This window comes from Pseudomonas sp. B21-047, assembly GCF_024748775.1.
GTDB lineage: Bacteria > Pseudomonadota > Gammaproteobacteria > Pseudomonadales > Pseudomonadaceae > Aquipseudomonas > Aquipseudomonas capeferrum.
Window position 1 is genome coordinate 328,696 of sequence record NZ_CP087169.1, and the last position, 14,706, is coordinate 343,401.

The 14,706-nt window shown below is 62.8% G+C and carries 12 protein-coding genes and 1 pseudogene; 8 read left to right on the top strand and 5 right to left on the bottom strand.

The features are described from left to right. Positions 1-48 precede the first annotated feature (48 nt). The 6 genes from LOY26_RS01455 to LOY26_RS01480 all read left to right on the top strand — a co-directional run bounded on the left by LOY26_RS01455 (position 49) and on the right by LOY26_RS01480 (position 7,884). Positions 49-1,026 (top strand): dipeptidase, encoded by a 978-nt coding sequence (locus tag LOY26_RS01455; protein ID WP_033703163.1) that lies wholly within the window; start codon positions 49-51, stop codon positions 1,024-1,026. 76 nt (positions 1,027-1,102) lie between these two features. Next, on the top strand, positions 1,103-1,633 hold the full coding sequence (locus LOY26_RS01460; protein ID WP_033703161.1) for a DUF5943 domain-containing protein: 531 nt from the start codon (positions 1,103-1,105) through the stop codon (positions 1,631-1,633). 15 nt (positions 1,634-1,648) lie between these two features. Next, complete coding sequence (gene dgcA, locus LOY26_RS01465) at positions 1,649-3,709, top strand: dimethylglycine demethylation protein DgcA (protein WP_033703159.1); 2,061 nt, start codon at positions 1,649-1,651, stop codon at positions 3,707-3,709. A 209-nt stretch (positions 3,710-3,918) separates the two neighbouring features. Next, on the top strand, positions 3,919-5,871 hold the full coding sequence (gene dgcB / locus LOY26_RS01470) for a dimethylglycine demethylation protein DgcB (RefSeq protein ID WP_258714320.1): 1,953 nt from the start codon (positions 3,919-3,921) through the stop codon (positions 5,869-5,871). Further along, on the top strand, positions 5,871-7,103 hold the full coding sequence (locus tag LOY26_RS01475; RefSeq protein ID WP_033703157.1) for an electron transfer flavoprotein subunit alpha/FixB family protein: 1,233 nt from the start codon (positions 5,871-5,873) through the stop codon (positions 7,101-7,103). Before dgcB ends, LOY26_RS01475 begins: the two co-directional genes overlap by 1 nt. A gap of 10 nt (positions 7,104-7,113) precedes the next feature. After that, positions 7,114-7,884: an electron transfer flavoprotein subunit beta gene (locus tag LOY26_RS01480; protein ID WP_186661444.1), complete on the top strand. Its 771-nt coding sequence runs from the start codon at positions 7,114-7,116 to the stop codon at positions 7,882-7,884. A 62-nt stretch (positions 7,885-7,946) separates the two neighbouring features. On the opposite strand, the gene LOY26_RS01485 is transcribed toward LOY26_RS01480, so the two are convergent. Next, positions 7,947-8,165, bottom strand: coding sequence for a cold shock domain-containing protein (locus LOY26_RS01485; protein ID WP_186666152.1), 219 nt, complete (start codon positions 8,163-8,165; stop codon positions 7,947-7,949). Positions 8,166-8,661: 496 nt separating this feature from the next. Here LOY26_RS01485 and LOY26_RS26865 point away from each other — a divergent pair, with 496 nt between their 5' ends. Further along, entirely contained in the window at positions 8,662-9,588 is a 927-nt protein-coding gene (locus tag LOY26_RS26865; protein ID WP_309475605.1) for an RHS repeat-associated core domain-containing protein, read from the top strand. On the opposite strand, the gene gbcA is transcribed toward LOY26_RS26865, so the two are convergent. Next, positions 9,506-10,798 carry a glycine-betaine demethylase subunit GbcA gene (gbcA, locus tag LOY26_RS01495; protein ID WP_047582963.1) on the bottom strand — a complete coding sequence of 431 codons (1,293 nt, stop codon included), beginning with the start codon at positions 10,796-10,798 and terminating at the stop codon, positions 9,506-9,508. The genes LOY26_RS26865 and gbcA overlap by 83 nt on opposite strands. 295 nt (positions 10,799-11,093) lie before the next feature. Here gbcA and gbcB point away from each other — a divergent pair, with 295 nt between their 5' ends. Next, on the top strand, positions 11,094-12,194 hold the full coding sequence (gbcB, locus tag LOY26_RS01500; protein ID WP_033703152.1) for a glycine-betaine demethylase subunit GbcB: 1,101 nt from the start codon (positions 11,094-11,096) through the stop codon (positions 12,192-12,194). A gap of 81 nt (positions 12,195-12,275) precedes the next feature. Here gbcB and LOY26_RS01505 read toward each other — a convergent pair whose 3' ends face one another. The 3 genes and pseudogenes from LOY26_RS01505 to LOY26_RS26955 all read right to left on the bottom strand — a co-directional run. Continuing rightward, a complete protein-coding gene (locus tag LOY26_RS01505) occupies positions 12,276-12,731 on the bottom strand; it encodes an REP-associated tyrosine transposase (protein WP_186661755.1) in 456 nt (151 codons plus the stop codon). A 271-nt stretch (positions 12,732-13,002) separates the two neighbouring features. Next, positions 13,003-13,875, bottom strand: coding sequence for a methyl-accepting chemotaxis protein (locus tag LOY26_RS26950; RefSeq protein WP_371856450.1), 873 nt, complete (start codon positions 13,873-13,875; stop codon positions 13,003-13,005). Further along, positions 13,858-14,628, bottom strand: a pseudogene (locus LOY26_RS26955) (MCP four helix bundle domain-containing protein); the annotation flags it as partial. The pseudogene LOY26_RS26955 and the gene LOY26_RS26950, both read right to left, overlap by 18 nt. Positions 14,629-14,706: the final 78 nt, after the last annotated feature.

The window sequence follows — 14,706 nt, forward strand, 5'->3', positions numbered from 1 at the left end:
TCAGGCGCGGACCACTCAAGAACCCAGTCAATAAAAGGGGACAGCCTGATGAGCCCAGCAGAACTTCACGCCGACAGCATCGTCATCGACGGTCTGATCATTGCCAAATGGAACCGCGAACTGTTCGAGGACATGCGCAAAGGCGGGCTGACTGCGGCCAACTGCACGGTGTCGGTCTGGGAAGGCTTCAAGGCCACTGTCGACCAGATCGCCGCCAGCCAGAAGCTGATCCGCGACAACGGTGACCTGGTCATGCCGGTGCGCACCACCGCCGACATCCGCAAGGCTAAAGAGCTGGGCAAGACCGGCATCCTCTTCGGCTTCCAGAACGCCCACGCGTTCGAAGACCAGATCGCCTACGTGGACGTGTTCAAGCAGCTGGGCGTGGGCATCGTGCAGATGTGCTACAACACCCAGAACCTGGTGGGTACCGGCTGCTACGAGCGTGACGGTGGCCTGTCGGGCTTCGGCCGTGAGATCGTCGCCGAGATGAACCGCGTCGGCATCATGTGCGACCTGTCCCACGTCGGCTCCAAGACCTCCGAAGAGGTCATCCTCGAATCGAAGAAGCCGGTCTGCTACTCCCATTGCCTGCCGTCGGGCCTGAAAGAACACCCGCGCAACAAGTCGGACGAAGAGCTGAAGTTCATCGCCGACCACGGCGGTTTCGTCGGCGTGACCATGTTCGCACCGTTCCTGGCCAAGGGCATCGATTCGACCATCGACGACTACGCCGAAGCCATCGAATACACCATGAACATCGTCGGTGAAGACGCCATCGGCATCGGCACCGACTTCACCCAGGGCCACGGCCAGGACTTCTTCGAGTACCTGACCCACGACAAGGGCTATGCCCGTCGCCTGACCAATTTCGGCAAGATCATCAACCCGCTGGGCATTCGCACCGTCGGGGAGTTCCCCAACCTCACCGAGACCTTGCTCAAGCGCGGCCACTCCGAGCGTGTGGTGCGCAAGATCATGGGCGAGAACTGGGTAAACGTCCTCAAGGATGTCTGGGGCGAGTAAGCCGCTCTCCAAGCCTGAAAGCCCCTGCCAGCAACGCCGGGGCATCCCAATAAAAATTTTATGGAGTTGAGTTTCCATGGCCAAGATCGCCCCGCAATTGCCAATCGAAGTCGACACCGAGACCGGTGTATGGACCAGCGACGCCTTGCCGATGCTGTACGTGCCACGCCATTTCTTCGTCAACAACCACATCGGCATCGAGGAAGTGCTGGGCGCTGACGCCTATGCCGAGATCCTCTACAAGGCCGGCTACAAGTCCGCCTGGCACTGGTGCGAGAAAGAAGCCGAATGCCATGGCCTGGAAGGCGTGGCGGTGTTCGAGCACTACATGAAGCGGCTGTCCCAGCGTGGCTGGGGCCTGTTCGAGATCCAGGACATCGACCTGGACAAAGGCACCTGCAGCGTCAAGCTCAAGCACTCGGCATTCGTGTACGTGTACGGCAAGGTTGGCCGCAAGGTCGACTACATGTTCACCGGCTGGTTCGCCGGCGCAATGGACCAGATTCTCGCTGCCCGCGGCAGCAAGATCCGCACCGTGGCCGAACAGGTCTACGGCGGGTCGGAAGAAGGCCACGAAGATGGCCTGTTCGTTACAAAGCCGTTGTAAGCCGGAGATAGCGTCATGGCATTCGAAGCAATGTTCCAGCCGATCCAGATCGGCAAACTGACCATCCGCAACCGCGTGCTCAGCACCGCGCACGCCGAGGTCTACGCCACTGACGGCGGCATGACGACCGACCGCTATGTGAAGTATTACGAAGAGAAGGCCAAGGGCGGCATCGGCCTGGCGATCTGCGGCGGCTCGTCCGTCGTCGCCATCGACAGCCCGCAGGAGTGGTGGGCGTCGGTCAACCTGTCGACCGACCGCATCATCCCGCACTTCCAGAACCTGGCCGACGCCATGCACAAGCATGGCGCCAAGATCATGATCCAGATTACCCACATGGGCCGTCGCTCGCGCTGGGACGGCTTCAACTGGCCCACCCTGATGTCGCCGTCGGGCATCCGTGAACCGGTGCACCGCGCCACCTGCAAGACCATCGAGGTGGAAGAGATCTGGCGCGTCATCGGCAACTACGCGCAGGCTGCGCGGCGTGCCAAAGAGGGCGGCCTGGATGGCGTCGAACTGTCGGCCGTGCACCAGCACATGATCGACCAGTTCTGGAGCCCGCGGGTCAACAAGCGTACTGACGAATGGGGCGGTACCTTCGAAGGCCGCATGAAATTCGGCCTTGAAGTGCTCAAGGCCGTGCGCGCCGAGGTCGGTGACGACTTCTGCGTGGGCATGCGCCTGTGTGGTGACGAGTTCCACCCCGATGGCCTCAGCCACGAGGACATGAAGCAGATCGCCGCCTACTACGATGGAACCGGCATGCTCGACTTCATCGGCGTGGTCGGCTCGGGTTGCGACACCCACAACACCCTGGCCAACGTCATCCCCAACATGAGCTACCCGCCGGAGCCGTTCCTGCACCTGGCGGCCGGCATCAAGGAAGTGGTCAAGGTCCCGGTGCTGCACGCGCAGAATATCAAGGACCCGAACCAGGCCACGCGCATCCTCGAAGGCGGCTACGTGGACATGGTCGGCATGACCCGTGCGCACATGGCCGACCCGCACCTGATCGCCAAGATCAAGATGGGCCAGATCGACCAGATCAAACAGTGCGTCGGTGCCAACTACTGCATCGACCGCCAGTACCAGGGCCTGGATGTACTGTGCATCCAGAACGCCGCGACCTCCCGTGAGTACATGGGTGTGCCGCACATCATCGAGAAGACCACCGGCGTCAAACGCAAGGTGGTGGTGGTTGGCGCCGGCCCGGCCGGCATGGAGGCCGCCCGCGTGGCTGCCGAGCGTGGCCATGATGTGACCCTGTTCGAGAAGAAAGACCAGATTGGCGGGCAGATCACCATTGCTGCCAAGGCACCGCAACGTGACCAGATCGCCGGTATCACCCGCTGGTACCAACTGGAGCTGGCGCGGCTGAAGGTCGACCTGCGCCTGGGCACCGCAGCCAGCGTGGACGCCATCCAGGACTTGCGCCCGGACGTGATCGTGCTGGCGGTGGGCGGCCATCCGTTCGTCGAGCAGAACGAACACTGGGGCGCTGCCGAAGGGCTGGTGGTCAGCAGCTGGGACGTGCTCGACGGCAAGGTTGCGCCGGGCAAGAACGTGCTGGTGTACGACACCATCTGTGAGTTCACCGGCATGTCGGCGGCGGACTACATTGCCGACAAAGGCAGCCAGGTCGAGATCGTCACCGACGACATCAAGCCGGGTGTGGCCATGGGGGGTACGACCTTCCCGACCTACTACCGCAGCATGTACCCGAAAGAAGTGATCATGACCGGCGACATGATGCTGGAAAAGGTCTACCGCGAAGGCGACAAGCTGGTGGCGGTGCTGGAGAACGAGTACACCGGTGCCAAGGAAGAGCGCGTGGTCGACCAGGTAGTGATCGAGAACGGCGTGCGGCCTGATGAAGAACTGTACTACGCGCTGAAGGAAGGCTCGCGCAACAAGGGCCAGATCGATGTGGAGGCGCTGTTCGCCATCAAGCCGCAGCCGATCCTCAGCCAGCCGGGCGAGGGCTACCTGCTGTACCGCATCGGCGACTGCGTGGCCCAGCGCAACGTGCATGCGGCGATCTACGACGCCTTGCGCCTGTGCAAGGACTTCTGATCGCACCGCCCCTATAGGGGCGGGACTGGCCCCCCTGTAGGAGCGGCCTTGCGTCGCGAAAGGGTCGCGTAGCGGCCCCGGCATTTAGCAGTGCTACACATTGCCGGGGCCGCTGCGCAGCCCTTTCGCGACGCAAGGCCGCTCCTACAGGGGTCCGCGCCCACCTTTTGAGAGGGGCGCAAGAATTCAGCTGTTTGTGGGAGCCTCCCATGTTGAACACCCTTCTACCCATTCTGCTGTTCGCTGCCCTTGGCCTGGCGGTGCTCGGCGCCCTGCGCCGTGTGCGCATGTGGCGGCGTGGCCGACCGTCCAAGGTCAATCTGATCGGCGGCCTGCTGGCCATGCCGCGACGCTACCTGGTGGACCTGCACCACGTGGTCGAGCGCGACAAGTACATGTCCAAGACCCACGTGGCCACGGCGGGCGGCTTCGTGCTGTCGGCTGCCTTGGCGATCCTGGTGCACGGCTTCGGCCTGCAGAGCAAGATCCTCGGCTACGCCTTGCTGGTGGCGACGGTGATCATGTTCACAGGCGCGTTGTTTGTCTTCAAACGCCGCCTCAACCCGCCTTCGCGCCTGTCCAAGGGCCCGTGGATGCGGCTGCCGAAAAGCCTGTTGGTGTTCGCCGCGAGCTTCTTCGTCGCCACCTTGCCGGTGGCCGGCATCCTGCCCGCCAACACCGGTGGCTGGGTGATGGTCGGCGTACTGGGCCTGGGTGTGCTGTGGGGCGTGTCGGAGCTGTTCTTCGGCATGACCTGGGGCGGCCCGATGAAACACGCCTTCGCCGGTGCCCTGCACCTGGCCTGGCACCGCCGTGCCGAGCGCTTCGGCGGTGGCCGCTCCACCGGCCTCAAGCCGCTGGACCTGGAAGACCCGAACGCACCGCTGGGTGTGGAAAAACCGGTGGACTTCACCTGGAACCAGCTGCTCGGTTTCGATGCCTGTGTGCAGTGCGGTAAATGTGAAGCCATGTGCCCGGCCTACGCCGCAGGCCAGCCGCTGAACCCGAAAAAACTCATCCAGGACATGGTCATCGGCCTGGCCGGTGGCACGGACGCCAAGTTTGCCGGTAGCCCTTACCCGGGCAAACCTATTGGCGAGCATGGCGGCCACCCGCACCAGCCGATCGTCAACGGCCTGGTCGACGCCGAGACCTTGTGGTCGTGCACCACCTGCCGCGCCTGCGTCGAGGAGTGCCCGATGATGATCGAGCACGTCGATGCCATCGTCGACATGCGCCGTCACCTCACCCTGGAAAAAGGCGCGACCCCGAACAAGGGCGCCGAGGTGCTGGACAACCTGATCGCCACCGACAACCCTGGCGGCTTCGCCCCTGGCGGGCGGATGAACTGGGCGGCCGACCTCAACCTGAAACTGCTGTCGGAGGTGAACACCACCGAGGTGCTGTTCTGGGTTGGTGATGGTGCCTTCGACATGCGCAACCAGCGCACCCTGCGCGCCTTCGTCAAAGTGCTCAAGGCCTCGGGCGTGGACTTTGCCGTGCTCGGCCTGGAAGAACGCGACAGCGGTGACGTGGCGCGGCGCCTGGGCGATGAAGCGACCTTCCAGCAACTGGCCAAACGCAACATCCAGACCCTGGCCAAGTACCGCTTCCAGCGCATCGTCACCTGCGACCCGCACAGCTTCCATGTGCTGAAGAACGAGTACGGTGCCTTGGGCGGCGAGTACCAGGTGCAGCACCACAGCACCTACATCGCCGAACTGATCGCGGCCAACAAGCTCAACCTCGGCCAGCACAAGGGCGGCAGCGTGACCTATCACGACCCGTGCTACCTGGGCCGTTACAACGGCGAATACGAGGCGCCGCGCGATGTGCTCAAGGCGCTTGGCATCGAAGTGCGCGAGATGCAGCGGTCGGGCTTCCGTTCTCGTTGCTGCGGCGGTGGCGGCGGTGCGCCGATCACCGACATCCCGGGCAAGCAACGTATCCCCGACATGCGCATGGACGACATCCGTGAGACCGAGGCCGAGCTGGTGGCAGTCGGTTGCCCACAGTGCACCGCGATGCTCGAAGGTGTGGTCGAACCGCGCCCACAGATCAAGGACCTGGCCGAGTTGGTAGCGGATGTACTGATCGAAGACCAAGCCCCTGCGAACGCCAAGTCGCCAGCGGCCAAACGTGAACCTGCGGAGGTGCACTGATGAGCGACATCATCCGCCGCGACCCACGCGCCGAGTGGATCGCCCGTAACCGTCTGCATCCGCTGCACGCGGCGATGCAGACGCAACAAACCACTTGGATGGGGCCAAACGGTGTCATCCGCAAGAACCCCCACGCGATTGCCGCAGGCTTTATCGGCCCCGCTGGCATCAAGCGTATCGACCGCAGCGGCGCCCAGCAGGGCACCGGTGTGGGCGGGCGGCGCACGGCGGCGGCTGAAGTGAAACTGCCGCTGCACCAGGTGCCGGCGCCGGCGTACTACATCGCCGTGGTGCCGGACATGGTCGGCGGCCGCCTCGGCAGCCACGACCGCGACTTGCTCGGCCTGGCCCACAGCCTGGCAGGCAGCGACGGCGCGGTGCTGGCGATCGTGTTTGGCGAGCACAAGGAAAGCAACTTCGCCAACGCCGGTGTCGACCGCTTGCTGGTCATCGAGGGCGAAGCTTTCGAAGGCTACGCGCCAGAGCAACTGGTGCAAGGCTTGCGGGCTGTGGATAACCAGTTCACACCGCGCCACTGGCTGCTGCCCGACAGCCGCACTGGTGGCGGTGAGCTGGGCAGGCGCCTGGGCGCTGCCCTGGGCGAGCGCCCGGCGACGCGGGTGTGGCAGGTCAAGGATGGCCAGTGCATCGGCCGCGCCGGTGCCGGCCAGCAAGACCTGCAGCGTGCAGTGCCGCGCTTGATCCTGGCGGCGGCGGAATGCGCCGAGCCGGTCAGCGAAACCCGTCACGAAGCGCTGCCGGTGGAGTTGTCCACAGGCGTGGTGCGCAGCCTGTCGCGTATCGAGGACCTGGGCTCGGTGGCGGTCGACCCGGCCACCATCGCCATGGCCGAGGCGGAGTTCATCGTTTCGGGCGGCAACGGCGTCAAGGACTGGGACCTGTACCACAAGGCCACGGCGGCACTCGGTGCCACCGAAGGCGCCTCGCGGGTGGCGGTGGACGACGGCTTCATGCCGCGCAACCGCCAGGTGGGGGCTACCGGTACCTGGGTCACGGCGCGGGTTTATGTGGCGGTGGGTATCTCTGGCGCCATCCAGCACCTGCAGGGTATCGGCGCCTGCGACAAAGTGGTGGCGATCAACATGGACCCGGGCTGCGACATGATCAAACGGGCCGATCTGTCGGTGATTGGCGACAGTTCGGCAATTCTCCAGGCACTGGTCGAGGCTGTGGACAACTACCGCAGCGGCGGCCAGCGCGACGCGGCATAAGGGCACGAGCATGAGTACGAAAGTCATCAGCCTGGTTTCGATCGGTGCCCACCCAAGCTCCGGGCGCGCCCGCCGCGCCGAGCAGGACGCGCGTGCAGTGGAGCTGGGTCTACAGCTGGCTGGGGATAACTTGCAGGTGGTACATGCCGGCGACCCTCGTGAAGAGGCGCTGCGCGCCTACCTGGGCATGGGCCTGGAGCACCTGGACGTGCTGGAACAGCCAGCAGGTGCGGATGTATTGGGCGTGCTCGGCGACTATTTACGTGATGCTGGCGCGCAGCTGGTACTGACTGGCAGCCAGGCGGAAACCGGTGAAGGGTCGGGCATGCTGCCGTTTCTGCTGGCCGAGAAGCTGGGCTGGCCGTTGATCGTCGGCCTGGCAGAGGTAGAGTCCATCGAAAACGGCACCGCCCAGGTACTGCAAGCGCTACCACGGGGCCAGCGGCGTCGCCTCAAGGTGCGCCTGCCATTGCTGGCGACTGTGGATAACGCAGCGCCCAAGCCGCGCCAGAGTGCCTTCGGCCCGGCGCGGCGGGGTGTGCTGGCGGCGCGTGACGTGGCCATTGTCGAAGACGAGCTGCTGGGCGAGGCTGAGCTGCAACCTGCCCGCCCACGGCCCAAGCGCCTGAAGGTGATCAAGGCCAAGAGCGGTGCCGACCGGATGAAGGCGGCCACGGCCAAGGCCAGCGGCGGCGGGGGCAAGGTGCTCAAGGATGTATCGCCGCAAGAAGGCGCCGAGGCGATTCTCAAGCTGCTGGTTGAGGAAGGCGTTCTACGCTGACGTGCATTTAATCTCATTGACTCAGCAGGGACTCTGTGGGAATGGCGCACCCGCAGGCCCTTCTAAGGCTGTAGCTCGGCAACATTGAATGCCCAAAAGGCCAGCCCGTCGATCACCGGTTCAAAACTTACGCGCCCTCCCTCCAGTAGCCGCGCCTTGCCTACCATCAGAATTGCACTCCGCGCCACGAAATAGTCCCCGCTGCCGTCCTCAGCCGATATCACGCCCACTCCATTCGCCTCATGGAACCACTTCACAGTGCCTTTCAGGCGACTGTGCATAAGTGACCTCGTGCTGCTGCCATCTGGATTGTTTTCAATCAATCATGAGCGGGATGTTGAGGAAACTGGCAAAAATGTCAGGTGGGCCGCGTTTTACCCCCGGAATCTGTTCGCCAAGGTGTGGATAAAGTGTTCGTGCTTCGCTGCAGCGCAATGGCTTCGGGCCTTGCAGCGATACGTACAAATAATGATCAATTTCAGCAAACGCTTTCAGAAATACCGCAATTCAAGGGGTTGGTGTAGTTATCCACAGGGCGTTTAAGCGAATGGGTGGACTTGCTCACAAAGTCTGTTGGCGAACCTGTGGGCAAGTTGTTCGGGAAGTGCTGCAACCCAGGCCTGCCAAGGCTTGCAGAGTTTTGATCAAAAATTGATCTAACGAGGTAGGCGCCTGGCCTGTGGAAAACCATTGCCCTGCAACTGACATTTTTGCCAGTTACCGCTACAGGTACCCTTTGCTAACGTACTGGCAGGTAATGACCTGGGGAGCGTAGCAATGGCGGGTACCACACTGCTGGCAATTGACCGCCAGCGCTCGGTGCTGCGAGGGCAGGCTACCCCGCATCGACGCTATACGCCCTACGCTGGGTTCCAACCCGATGCTGGACCTTGGCTGGCATTCTCTGATGCGCACCTCGATCAAGCCAGTGGCTGCTACCTGCTGGGCAATGGGCATCGTGCCTATAGCCCGCAACTGATGCGCTTTCGCTCGCCAGATCGGCTCAGCCCGTTCGCTGCGGGTGGGTTCAACGCATATGCATACTGCCTCGGTGACCCGATCAACTACCGCGATCCGACAGGGCAGGAAGCCCAGGAAGCCAGTGAGTACCTGTTTCCTATCCTCAGCATTCTTACCAACTTAACGGGTTTCTTCACCAGTGGTCTGAAGCTTCGATCAATGTTGCGAACACGTCAGGCTCATCGAGGCATGGCCCTACAAGCAGCCGCTGTCAACGACACGGTAGGGCTCTTGCCTGTCTCATCGCGAAGTGATTGGGCGCTTTCGGTGGTCAGTGGCGCCAGTGCTGTTGCAGGGATCACAGTGGGGATCAGTCGCCTGGTGGAGCCAGGAAAAGATTGGCAGACATGGGCATTGTCAACCCTTACCGTGATTTCCCTGGGAACGTCGGTAAAGGAGGTTTGGGACCTCGCTCAGGCGAAACCATGGCTGCAGGGTACCCCTGAGATGATCGGGATGAATAGATGGACGCTCGACCGCGCTTCTCAGCGCTCTCTGTCTGCCGAATCGAGAAATAGCATACGACAAGCCGCAATACGCAATACGCAACACGCAGTGAGCAAGCTAGTGGGGTCACCACTAGCCGCATGTGAACGGATACTTACTGCGCCTGCACTTCCTTCAAGTACGGCGCAGGCTCCGCCCCCAGGTTCTCCAGCACGCGCTGGCTGTACCAGTCGATGAAGTTCACCACGCCAAATTCATAGGTCTTCGAATAAGGCCCTGGCTGGTATGCCGTGGAGTTGATCCCGCGCTGGTTCTCTTCGGCCAGGCGGCGGTCTTGGTCGTTGGTCGCGTCCCACACCTTGCGCATGCGCTCCGGGTCGTAATCGACGCCTTCGACGGCATCCTTGTGCACCAGCCACTTGGTGGTGACCAGGGTCTCCTGGGCGCTGATCGGCCACACGGTGAAGACGATCAGGTGGTCGCCCATGCAGTGGTTCCACGAGTGCGGCAGGTGCAGGATGCGCATCGAACCCAGGTCCGGGTTCTTGATGCGGCCCATCAGCTTCTGGCAGGCCTGCTTGCCGTCCATGGTCATCGACACGGTGCCCTTGAGCAGCGGCATGCGCACGATGCGGTTACGCAGCCCGTGGCTCTTGTGCAGGTACGGGATCTTCTCGGCTTCCCAGGCGGCGGCAGAGGCGGCCACGTGGTCCTTGAATTCCTGGCTGGCGCGTGGGTCGTTGGTGTCGTCCCACTCCAGCAGGGTTTGCAGCAGCTCTGGGTGCGAACCGCTGCAGTGGTAGCACTCGCGGTTGTTTTCCAGTACCAGCTTCCAGTTGGCCTTTTCCAGCAACTGGGTCTGCACCGCGATCTTGGTGTTCTCCATGTCGTACGGTTCCATGTAATGGTCCAAAGTGGCCAGGAACTCGTCGATGGCTGGCGGGTTTTCCGCCAGGCTGATGAAGATGTAACCACCCGCAACCTTCACGTTCACCGGCTTGAGGCCGTATTCCTTCATGTCGAAGTCGGCGCCCATCTCGGTGCCGGCGAACAGCAGGCGACCGTCCAGCTCGTAGGTCCACTGGTGGTAATGGCAGACCAGCTTGGCCACCTTGCCCTTGTCGCTGGTGCACAGGCGCGAACCGCGATGGCGGCAGACGTTGTGGAAGGCATGCACCTTACCTTCGGCGCCACGGATGACGATGATCGGGTTCTTGCCGATCTGCAGGGTAATGAAGTTGCCTTTGGCCGGAATCTCGCAAGTCATGCCAGCGATCAGCCACTCTTTGTGGAAGATCTCCTGCATGTCGATCTGGAACAGACGCTCGTCGGTGTAGAAAGGCTGGGGCAGCGAGTAGGTTCGCTCGCGGGTCTGCAGCATCTCGGCGGTAGCCTTGCGTGCTGCTTCCAGTGGATCGCCCAGGCTCAGGGTTGCGGTGACGTCCATCGTGTGGTCCTCGGGGCCGCGTGCGGCCGGCAAAAGGTGGCTAATCATTGTTGTGGTGCCGCAAGGCTGTCGTAAAAAAAACAGCGTGTTCTTTTGCCGTGGAGTGTGCGTCCGAAGGCGTCGTGAACCGTATCCATGGGCGACATGGCCGATTTGAATTACGACGCCCTAGCCCTTGTAGCATGGGGCTGGTCGCGATAAGTACGCCGATGTCGCAGGCAGGAATGTACGTCGCCTTCAGCTTGCGCATTATCGCAGCCATAAAAAGGCCAATTGTCGGCTGCTGGAGATGAACATGTCCGATACCTTCCTCAATCCGGTCACCACCCAGACCTGGGCCAACGGCCGCCACATCGTGCGCTGCGTCAAGGTCATTCAGGAGACCTGGGACGTGCGCACGTTCTGCTTCATGGCCGACCAACCGATCATGTTCTTCTTCAAGCCAGGGCAGTTCGTCACCCTGGAACTTGAGATCGAAGGCAAACCGGTGATGCGTTCCTACACCATCTCCAGTTCGCCGTCGGTGCCGTACAGCTTCTCGATCACGGTCAAGCGGGTGCCAGGCGGGCATGTCTCCAACCACCTGCACGACACCATGCACGAAGGCGCAGAGCTGCCGGTGCACGGCCCGGTGGGGTTGTTCAACGCCATCGACTTCCCCTCGGGCAAGGTGCTGTACCTCTCGGGCGGTGTTGGTATCACCCCGGTGATGTCCATGGCGCGCTGGTTCTACGACACCAACGCCAATGTCGACATGGTCTTCGTGCACAGCGCCCGTTCGCCGAAAGACATCATCTTCCACCGCGAGCTGGAGCAGATGGCCTCGCGCATCCCCAACTTCAGCTTGCACATCATTTGCGAGAAGCACGGGCTGGGCGAGCCCTGGGCGGGTTACCGCGGGTACCTGAACCAGCGGCTGATGGAGCTGATCGCGCCCGACTACATGGAGCGCACGGTGTTCTGCTGCGGCCCGACGCCGTACATGAGCGCGGTCAAGCGCATGCTTGAAGCCGTCGGCTTTGACATGAAGAACTACCATGAGGAGTCGTTCGGCGCGACGCCGGCAGAGGCCAAGGCCGATGCAGTGGAGCACGCCGAGCAGGCCGCCGACGCGCCGGAAGTGGATGTCTCCGACCTCAACCTGGTGGAGTTCATCGGCAGCGAGAAGAGCATCCGCGTTGCCCCGGGCGAGACTGTGCATGCGGCAGCGGCGAAGGTCGGGCTGATGATCCCCAAGGCCTGCGGCATGGGCATTTGCGGCACCTGCAAGGTGCTCAAGCTGGGCGGCGAAGTGGAGATGGAGCACAACGGCGGCATTACCGAGGAAGACGAGGCCGAGGGCTACATCCTGTCGTGCTGCAGCGTGCCTAAAGGAGATGTGCGGATCGATTACTGATCCAGCTTCAAGAGTGTGGATTCTTCACAGCTAAGCCCGCTCCCATAGGCCTGTGGGAGCGGGCTTGCCCCGCGAATGGCATCAGACCCAGACTGCATCCCAATGCGGATAATCACCCGCACGGTCAACCAATCCTGCTCTGATGGGGGTGGCAACGATGTACCTCGCTACCTGCAGCACACTTTCTTCCCGGCGCAAGGCTCGGTCCTGGTAGCCCTGCTGCCATATCTTTTCGCGCCGCATGCCCCGCTGATAAAGCGCATGGCTGCTGCGTGACTTGAATCTGCGCATCAGGCGACACAAGGTGCCGCTTCGTAACTCGATCAGCCAGTGCACATGGTCCGGCATGACCACCCACGCGAGGGATTGGCAATGCCCATCGAGCTCAGCCTGTCTGAGTTGCTGGATCACGCCACGGGCGAGATGAAGGTGGGTGAAGGTCCGCTTGCGCTCATGGGTTACCGTAGTCAGCAAGTACAACCCACCAGGCTGAGAGAAACGGCCACGGCGCAGAAGATGGGATTGAGCACGCTCCAACATTCCCCGCCGCACGCCACTGCCAGCTCACCTAATGTTCCTCTGAATCTTATTTCAGGGGGCATCACAAGGCGTACCATGATCCCTGTGGGAGTGGGCTTGTCCCGCGAAGCAGGCACCGCAGAGCATGGCACGGGCTTCGCCCGTGTTCGCGGGACAAGCCCGCTCCCACGGGGCTGGCTGTTTTAGAATTTTGAGCAAGGCAGTTGCTCTCACAGGTTATCCGCAGGCCATGAGAGTGCGAATGGGCCGCAAAGCGGCCCCAGTACTGTCAGGTGCGGAAGCGGGCCACCAGGTTGTTCAAGTCCACCGCCAACCGCGACAGCTCGGCACTCGCTGCGCTGGTCTGATGCGCCCCGGTTGCACTCTGTACCGACAGATCATTGATATTCACCAGGTTGCGGTCCACCTCGCGCGCCACCTGTGCTTGTTCTTCCGCCGCGCTGGCGATCACCAGGTTACGCTCGTTGATCTGCGCCACCGCGCCGGCAATGGTATCCAGCGCCATGCCCGCGCCACGGGCGATGTTCAGGGTCGACTCGGCGCGTTCGGTGCTGGTGCGCATCGACGCCACCGCCTCCTCGGTACCGCCCTGGATGCTACCAATCATCCGCTCGATTTCGCTGGTCGACTGCTGGGTACGATGGGCCAGTGCCCGCACTTCATCCGCCACCACGGCGAAGCCACGGCCCGCCTCACCGGCACGGGCTGCTTCGATCGCGGCATTGAGCGCCAGCAGGTTGGTCTGGTCGGCCAAGCCGCGGATCACATCGAGCACCTTGCCGATGTCGCGCGATTGCTCGGCCAGGTGGGTGATCAGCGTGGCAGTGGCTTGCACATCGCCGCTCATGCGCTCGATGGCGCCGACGGTTTCCAGCACCAGGTCGCGCCCGTCGCCCGCCGAACGGCTGGCTTCACCCGAGGCCTGCGAGGTGCTCACCGCGTTGCGTGCCACTTCTTCCACGGCGCTGGTCATCTCGGTGACCGCAGTGGCGGCCTGTTCGATTTCGTTGTTCTGTTGCTGCAGGCCACGGGCGCTCTCGTCGGTGACGCTATTGAGCTCTTCCGCTGCAGACGCCAGCTGGGTGGCGGAGCCGGCAATCAATTGCAGGGTGTCGCGCAGCTTGTCTTGCATGCGGGCCATGGCGCGCAGCAGGCGGGCGGCTTCGTCGGTGCCTTCGGCACGGATGACATGGGTCAGGTCACCGTCGGCCACCTGCTCGGCGCATTGCAGCGCCTCTTCGATCGGCTTGACGATGCTGCGGGTCAGCAGGAACGCGCACAGCAGCGTCAGCACGGTGGCGGCGATCAACAGGCCGATGACCAGGGCGAAGGCGGCAGCATACTGGCTGGCTGCGGTTTCGTTGGTGGCACGGGTCTGGTCGGTGTTGATGCGCACCAGGGTGTCCATGACCTTGTTGATCTGCTCGGAGTTGGCCAGCAGGTCGCGGTTGAGCAGGTCGCGCAACTCGTCGGTGCGGCCCGCCTGGCTCATGCTGCGCATGCGCGCCTCCAGCTGGCGGTATTGACTGAGCAACTGGCTGTACTGGTCGAAGGCCGCTTGCTCGTCGGGTGCGCCGATCATCGGCTGGTAGGCCTGGCGGGCGCGGTCGATCTGGGCGTTGCGTTGGTCCAGCAGGTTGAGGGTGTCGCGCTGGGTCTCTGGCTCGCGGTTGATCAGCAGCCGATAGGAGAGGGTGCGCATGCGCAGGTTCAGCGCGGTAAGTTCGTCGAGCATCTTGATGCTGGGCACGCTGATGCTCTCGATGGCGACGCCCGCCTGGCGGATGTTGCCCATCTGCATGAGCGAGAAAATGCCGAGGCCGAGCATCAGCAGGCCGATCAGCGCGAAGCCGAGCAGCGCGCGCGGGGCGATGTTCATGTTGCGTAGGGACATGGAGGGATCCAGGCAGGGGAGGGTCGCACACAGCACGACGAAATATGACTTGCCTGGCTATCGGTCGTGACTGGTCAG